Origin of the sequence: Acidaminococcus intestini DSM 21505 (genome assembly GCF_000425045.1) — a bacterium.
Taxonomy (GTDB): domain Bacteria; phylum Bacillota; class Negativicutes; order Acidaminococcales; family Acidaminococcaceae; genus Acidaminococcus; species Acidaminococcus intestini.
In genome coordinates this window covers 41,650-48,311 of the sequence record NZ_AULA01000017.1, presented here as the reverse complement: position 1 = coordinate 48,311, position 6,662 = coordinate 41,650, and the positions used below count along the sequence as shown (strand labels likewise).

Sequence of the window (6,662 nt, the reverse complement as noted above, 5' to 3'; positions counted from 1 at the left end):
TACGAACCCATTGGTACAAAAGACTATAGCTCATACCATATTGACAGGCGACAGCCATCATTGACTGTCCGGCATTTACTTGTGAAACCAATTCAAGTTTCTCCTCTGGGGACCATGCCTTGTAATGTGCTTTGTGACACAATGCTTCCGGTCCGCCAGCCTGTTCGATACGATTCCAAGTACGAATCTTGTTACGAAAATTTGCTGTTTTAATTCCTTTAGGTGTTTTTACCCACTTACCTTGACGATAAAGTTCTACACACATCAGCTTAAATTCAGTCGTATAACGCAAAATGTACCCTCCTTACTGGGTGTCCAGTAAAGAGGGTACATTTCAAAATGGGGAAATCCTTTTTTCACAGTCTCTTTTTTATGGAGAAAAGACACAACTGCTTAAAGGTGGTTGCCGCATCGCACCAATTCGCACCAAGCCTTCAAAAAAGGCGCGTCAGGGTCACGGTTACCCGTCTTTTCCATCAAGACCTTGCCATACTGTCCTTTGCTCTTGGGTCATTGCCTCAGGGCGGCGGAAGCAAATCCGCCTTGGCAAAGGCGAATCGGCTCTTCGAGTCGAGTTCAAAGGAAAAATACGTACGCAGGTCGTCCCGGGACGATTGTGATTCCTCTTACGGTCTTTTGGTCGACAGACTCTTTGTCTTTCTCTTCCGCTTCAATAAGCTGGGCACTGGAAGTAATGGCATGTTCTACATAATTATCAGTCTAGTTTTTATCGGGATCCAACTTTCCGCCACCTTGTCATTGACAACGCTTCATGGTAGAATGAAAGGTGTATCTACAACAATAAGGAGGGGAGTCCCATGTCAACCGTTACGTTTGCTGCCATCAAATCCAAGGTGGAAGAACTTTGCACGCTGCCTTCCACCTGTCCTGAACTGAAAGCCGTCTGTATGGAATGGCTCGCAGCTGTTGGTACGGACCGTCAGCAGGAAATGAACACTAAGCTCTTAAAGGAAGTGGGAGAAGACATCAACACCCTTGATGACGTCATTCCGTTCTTTGAATCTGCTGCAGGTAAGAAGATCTTCGGTGAAGAAACGGCAGCCCAGCTTGCAAAAAAGGCCCACGACCTGAAGGCCGAAGGCAAGAAATACTGTTTCTGCCCGTCCTGCACGATTTGTCTCTTCATCCTGGAAAATAAAGAAGTCCTTCTCTAAGGAACGATTCCAGGGGGTGCTTTCGCGGCACCCCTTTTCCTATGTCGAAATCGCCAGTTTTCTATATCATTGGGAGGCATTATGTTTGTCAATCGTCCACTGACGACTCGTGCCGTCGTTTTTATCGGCCTTTTGGGGGCCTTATCCTTTCTTCTCATGAGTTTCGAATTTCCCTTGCCTTTTGCACCTGCCTACATGAAATTCGAAATCTCTGATATGCCGGCCCTTTTCGGCGGCTTTTTTCTGGGACCCATTGCCGGGGCCTTGGCTGCCTTTGTCAAGATCCTTTTGAAACTTGTCATTATCGGGACAAACAGCGCCCTTGTAGGAGAGGTCATGAACCTTTTCTGTTCCATTGCTTATGTCGTCCCAAGCACCATCTTCTACCATCTCCATCATTCAAAAAAAGGCGCCCTCTATGCCCTTGTGTCTGGCTCCCTCATTGCCAGTATCTTTGCCGTTGTGACAAACTATTACTTTGCCATTCCCATGTATGTGAAGCTCTACGGGATCCCTCTTGAAACCATCCTCAAGATGGGGCGAGCCGTCAATCCTTTTGTAGATTCCCTCATAGATTATCTCTTATTTACGGTCCTGCCCTTTAACCTCATCAAATACGGAATCGTAAGTTTTCTTACCTATCTTGTCTATAAAAAGGCCAGTGTGGCCTTGACGGAAATCGTGAATCGTCTTGATCGGTAAGGAGAAAATTGATGGAATATGGTAAAATTGATGAACCCCATTTTGTGGTCTGCCTTGAGGGGGGCGATGAAATCCATGACAGCCTTGTTGCCTTTGTTGAAAAAGAGCACATCACCTTTGGAATGATTCAGGGCATTGGCACCGTCCGGGAAGTCACGTTGGGCTTTTTTCACCCTGACAGGAAAGAATATAGGGAAACGAAACTTTACGGCATCAAGGAAATCATTTCCCTCACAGGAACTCTCGATATGTTTCAGAAAAAGCCCTATGGACATTTTAATATCGCCCTTGGCGGGGAAGTGGCAATACATAGGGCAGCCATATGGTCTCGGGCGTCATCGGAATTACCGCCAAAATCATCGTCACCTGTTTTAACACGATCATCATGCGGGAGAAGGACGAATCCATGGGCTTTAATATGTGGAAACTATCCAAAAAGGCGTAACCTTCGATACAATTTCATAGTAAAAAGCTGGGGCAATTTATTTTGTTCCAGTTTTTTCTTGCTCTTTTTTATCTTTTCCCATTAAAATATAAAAATACGCAATCTCGATAGAAAGGAAGGCCGCCATAATCTCTTCATCGGCAAAAGCCCGTTTATCCATCATCTTCTCCATGCTTGTCTTTGCTACGGTTGGACTCATTGTGCGCCATATTCCACTTCCCGAAAGCGTCATTGCCTTTTGCCGCGCGTTTTTGGGCGCTTTTTCCTCTTTATCTTTGCCTGCGCAAAAAGGAGAGGCCGCGCGGGAAAAACTCTGGGAACACAGGTATAAGCTTTTTTCCTGCGGCTTTGCCATGGGGTTTACCTGGATCTTTCTCTTTAAGGCCTTTGCCAGCACGACCGTAGCCGCAGCAGTCATTTGCTACTATATGGCGCCTATCTTTGTGCTCTTTTTTTCGCCCTTTAGTTTTGGGGAACAACTGACGAAAGGTAAGGTACTCAGCGTGCTCTTTGCTTTTTGCGGTATGATCCTGGTCTCCGGCATCTTTGGGGAATCAAGCGGGGCCAATGCAGAGGGCATGATATATGGGCTCCTAGCGGCTTTCTTTTATGTCTGTGTCATGATGATCAATAAGACCTTGGGGGGCCTTACCCCCTATGAATCGACCCTTGTGGAAGTCATTTTGGCCGCCCTGATCCTTTTACCCTATGTTTTCTGGACGGAAGACGTCTCCCATCTTGTGCTGACGGGTAGCGAATGGGGCTATCTGCTGTTTTTGAGTCTATTTGTGATAGGCTTTACGTACGCTCTTTTCTTCAGCGCCCTGCCCAAACTGGAGGCGGCTGCCATTGCCCTTTATACCTATATCGATCCTATTGTGGCCGTTCTCCTTTCCACGTTTTTGCTCCATGAACGCTTCACGCCTGGCATGTTCCTGGGTGCGGTTTTGATTCTCTTGCCGACAGCCGTACAGGAAATCCGGTCTTTTCATAACAAGGTGAAAGGAGAATAATCCATGTTTTTTAATCCAAGCTGCGGCTTGTGTCTTTATAAGCCGAAACTCACTGAACGGGTCTATGAAAAGCTTCATGCCATAGATCCCTCGCTTAAGCCTCACGGCATCTGTTGCCGGAGGAATCCTGAGCTGCCTCAGGGCGCGGTCATCATTAATGTCTGTCCTTCCTGCGACAATCACTGGCGAACCCGTTATGAGGGCATCCGCACCTTATCTTTGTATGAATATATTGATCGCCTGGACGCCTTTTTTTTGCCGCGCTATGACCAGCTGACGTTGACCATTCACGATCCCTGTCTTGTAAGGGGGCGGGATTCCCTTTATGACAGTGTGCGCAGCCTGCTCCGAAAAATGAGCATTACGGTACGGGAGGCCCCCTACAACAGGGACCATGCCCCGTGCTGCGGTAATTCCTTTTTTAAACGTAAAGATCCTGCAGGTGCTTTTTGCGCGCTTGATCGCTGCGTTTTGCAGCTGCCTTGTGAGAATGTCCTAACCTATTGCCTTACATGTATGAAGATGCTTTCCTTGGGTGGCAAGCGGCCGGTCTTTCTATTGGACCTTATTATGGGGGAGCAAACAAAGCCAGGCTCTCTTGATATTAAGGCATGGCACAGGGCGCTTGACAAGGCGAAATGGCAGGATGATAAGGCCTTTCGCTATTTGGAAAGCCAATCTTTGAATAATACGGAACGCAAATGATTCCGTCAAGAAAGGATCTAGACAACTATCATGGATGAGACAATACTTGCCATTGCAAAAAATGAGCTAAAGCACGGAGGACCGCATGTACATTTTCTAGCTTTTATTTTCTTTAATTTATTGGGCATCCTCCTTTTTCATTTTGTTTTCCGGTTTTTGATCGTAATCTTGGTAAAAATCACCCATATCAAGGAAAAGACGTGGAAAAGTACCTTCCGCTTCATGCCAACACTGGTAGGGATGCTGGCAGGAAGCCGCATGGCCAAGGATTTCCTGAATGTCCCTTGGTTCATCAAGGAGCTGATGGAAAACCATTTTCGCAGTCTGCTCCTCATTACGGTGACCTTTTTCATTGCCCATCTGTCTTCTTCCCTGATTAAGGCGAGGATGACGCGGCGGGAAAGCGAATCGTCTTCCATGTCTATCTTGACGACGGTCATTGATCTTGCCATCTACATGGCGGGTTTCCTCATTATCCTCAGTTCTTACGGAATTTCCATTTCTCCCTTGCTGACTGCTTTGGGAGCTGGGGGACTGGCTTCGGCCTTAGCCTTGCAGGACACACTGAGCAATTTGTTTTCCGGTATCACCACGATCGTTTCCCGTCAGGTCCATATGGGGGACTATATCAGCCTTTCCAGTGGCGAATCGGGGCGGGTTGTCGATATGAACTGGCGCAATACGACCCTTCGGACGTCAACAGGAAATATGATCATTGTCCCTAATAAAAGCATTGCAGCCTCAATCATTACCAATTATGAGCAGCCACAGGCGGAATGCACGATTGCCATCCCGTTGACCATCACTTATGGAAATGATCTGGAAGCGGTTGAGCGGGTTACCCTCAGGGTTGCACGCAGCATCCTGGACCGGAGCCAGTATGGCGTCAAGGGATTTATGCCGGCTGTACGGTTTGATAAAATGGGGGAATACGGGATTACCTTGAAGGTTGTCCTGCGCATCCGCAACATCGTTGATGAGACCAAGATTCGTCACCAGTTCATCAAGGAAATCATCCGGGTCTATCAGCAGGAAGGCATTGAGCTTCTTGTGCGTCATGATTAAATAGATGCCATATTGTTGTAGGGAAGAAGAAAAAAGAAAGCAAGGCTGCTAGGAAGGTACAAAGGGTCCCTCGGCCGTAGCCGGAGGGTACGCAGCAAAGCAAGAGGAAGAAAGGAAGGAATGCAGATGATCGTATCGTCTTTAATCGCTCTGTCGGATGCGCTCTGGGGGACGCCCATGATTGTGATTCTTTTGGGAACGGGACTTTATTTGAGTATCCGGTTTCGGTTCCGATATAATTTCCGCAGCTATGCGTTTCATTTTCGCAATACCTTTGGCCGTATGTTTGCTCATGGGGAAGGGCAGGGCACGGTTTCAGGTTTTGCAGCTGCCTGCACGGCCATGGCAAACACCATCGGTGTCGGGAATATTGGCGGCGTGGCAACGGCAATTGTATCCGGCGGTCCTGGAGCTGTTTTTTGGATGTGGGTCTCAGGCTTTTTGGGGATGTCCACGAAAGCGTGTGAAATCATCCTGGGGCAGCGTTTCCGCGTGAAGTATTCAAAATCCATGGATGAATATATGTGCGACCGCTCCTTTGTGATGAAAAATGCCTTGGGCTGGAAAAAAGGCGCCATCCTCCTTGCCATTGCCTGCTTTACCTTGGGACCTTGGACAGACTGCGTGCAAACCGAATCCGTGGTTGGTGCAATGCAGGAGGGGTTTGGCCTTGATCCGCGGATCAGTGTGGCTGTCCTTGGCGTGACCTGTTTTGCAACGATCTTTGGCGGCCTCAAGAGAATCAGTGCCGTCATGGAAAAAATCGTTCCTTTTATGGCTCTGCTCTATATTCTTGGAGGGATGGGGATTCTTTTGATCCATCTGGCCGATGTGCCCAAGGCTTTTTGGCTCATCCTTGAAAGCGCGTTTACACCGACCGCTGCCGTAGGCGGATTTGCCGGGGCCACGGTGAAAGACGCCCTGCGCTATGGCATTGCCAGGGGGCTTTATTCCAATGATGCCGGAACTGGATATGGCATCATTGCCCATGCTTCGGCCCGTACGGATCATCCTGTGCGGCAGGCTTCATGGGGGTGGGGGGAAGTCTTTCTCGATACAATCGTGGTCTGCAGCGTGACTGCCCTTTCGATCATCCTGACCAATGTCTATGTGACCCATCCGGGAGTTGACAGTGCCCGCCTGACGACTGTGGCTTTCCGCGACGCTTATGGCATTTTTGGGGCTTGGTTCATGGCCATTGCCATCACGATTTTTGCATGGACGACCATTGTAGGCATGTATTACAGCTGCGAAAAATCCATCAACTATGCCTTTGGCGATACGGAGCGCAATCGGGTTGCCGTAAAGATCTACATGCTGTACTACATGGTTCCTTGTGTCATCATGTATGATATCAAAGCCGATGCCCTTTGGGCTATGACCGATATCCTGTCCGCTGTGTATGTCATGATGACCCTGCTGTTTGTCTTTACGCAGCAAAAGGAAATCATGCGGCTTGTAAAGGACTTCTGGGACCGTTACCTACAAGCATATGAGCGTGGAGAGCACCCGCCCGTTGTCAGTTTTGGAACCATTGAGGAAAGGAAGTAAGAAAAG

At 48.2% G+C, this 6,662-nt stretch carries 8 protein-coding genes; 7 read left to right on the top strand and 1 reads right to left on the bottom strand.

The annotated features are described in order from the left end of the window. The coding region (locus H503_RS0106705; protein ID WP_026385588.1) for a transposase at positions 1-292 on the bottom strand (292 nt) is incomplete at its 3' end. 526 nt (positions 293-818) lie between these two features. On the opposite strand from H503_RS0106705, the gene H503_RS0106700 reads away from it, so the two are divergent. From H503_RS0106700 to H503_RS0106660, 7 genes are all read left to right on the top strand, one after another. Beyond that, positions 819-1,175, top strand: a complete 357-nt coding sequence (locus H503_RS0106700; protein WP_009015463.1) for a hypothetical protein — start codon at positions 819-821, stop codon at positions 1,173-1,175. A gap of 81 nt (positions 1,176-1,256) precedes the next feature. After that, on the top strand, positions 1,257-1,877 hold the full coding sequence (locus tag H503_RS0106695) for an ECF transporter S component (RefSeq protein ID WP_009015462.1): 621 nt from the start codon (positions 1,257-1,259) through the stop codon (positions 1,875-1,877). An 11-nt stretch (positions 1,878-1,888) separates the two neighbouring features. After that, a complete protein-coding gene (locus H503_RS12235; protein ID WP_016459498.1) occupies positions 1,889-2,407 on the top strand; it encodes a PPC domain-containing DNA-binding protein in 519 nt (172 codons plus the stop codon). 85 nt (positions 2,408-2,492) lie between these two features. Next, positions 2,493-3,335: a DMT family transporter gene (locus H503_RS0106675; RefSeq protein ID WP_009015460.1), complete on the top strand. Its 843-nt coding sequence runs from the start codon at positions 2,493-2,495 to the stop codon at positions 3,333-3,335. Positions 3,336-3,338: 3 nt separating this feature from the next. Further along, a complete protein-coding gene (locus H503_RS0106670; protein ID WP_026385586.1) occupies positions 3,339-4,040 on the top strand; it encodes a heterodisulfide reductase-related iron-sulfur binding cluster in 702 nt (233 codons plus the stop codon). 30 nt (positions 4,041-4,070) lie between these two features. Further along, positions 4,071-5,105: a mechanosensitive ion channel family protein gene (locus H503_RS0106665; RefSeq protein WP_009015458.1), complete on the top strand. Its 1,035-nt coding sequence runs from the start codon at positions 4,071-4,073 to the stop codon at positions 5,103-5,105. A 120-nt stretch (positions 5,106-5,225) separates the two neighbouring features. Beyond that, a complete protein-coding gene (locus H503_RS0106660; RefSeq protein WP_014128644.1) occupies positions 5,226-6,656 on the top strand; it encodes an alanine/glycine:cation symporter family protein in 1,431 nt (476 codons plus the stop codon). Positions 6,657-6,662: the final 6 nt, after the last annotated feature.

What these genes read in the sequence shown, in the direction of transcription:
- H503_RS0106700 (WP_009015463.1), top strand. Translation starts at nt 819, where the DNA reads ATGTCAACCGTTACGTTTGCTGCCATCAAATCCAAGGTGGAAGAACTT.
- H503_RS0106670 (WP_026385586.1), top strand. Translation starts at nt 3,339, where the DNA reads ATGTTTTTTAATCCAAGCTGCGGCTTGTGTCTTTATAAGCCGAAACTC.
- H503_RS0106695 (WP_009015462.1), top strand. Translation starts at nt 1,257, where the DNA reads ATGTTTGTCAATCGTCCACTGACGACTCGTGCCGTCGTTTTTATCGGC.
- H503_RS0106660 (WP_014128644.1), top strand. Translation starts at nt 5,226, where the DNA reads ATGCAGATGATCGTATCGTCTTTAATCGCTCTGTCGGATGCGCTCTGG.
- H503_RS0106675 (WP_009015460.1), top strand. Translation starts at nt 2,493, where the DNA reads ATGCTTGTCTTTGCTACGGTTGGACTCATTGTGCGCCATATTCCACTT.
- H503_RS0106665 (WP_009015458.1), top strand. Translation starts at nt 4,071, where the DNA reads ATGGATGAGACAATACTTGCCATTGCAAAAAATGAGCTAAAGCACGGA.
- H503_RS12235 (WP_016459498.1), top strand. Translation starts at nt 1,889, where the DNA reads ATGGAATATGGTAAAATTGATGAACCCCATTTTGTGGTCTGCCTTGAG.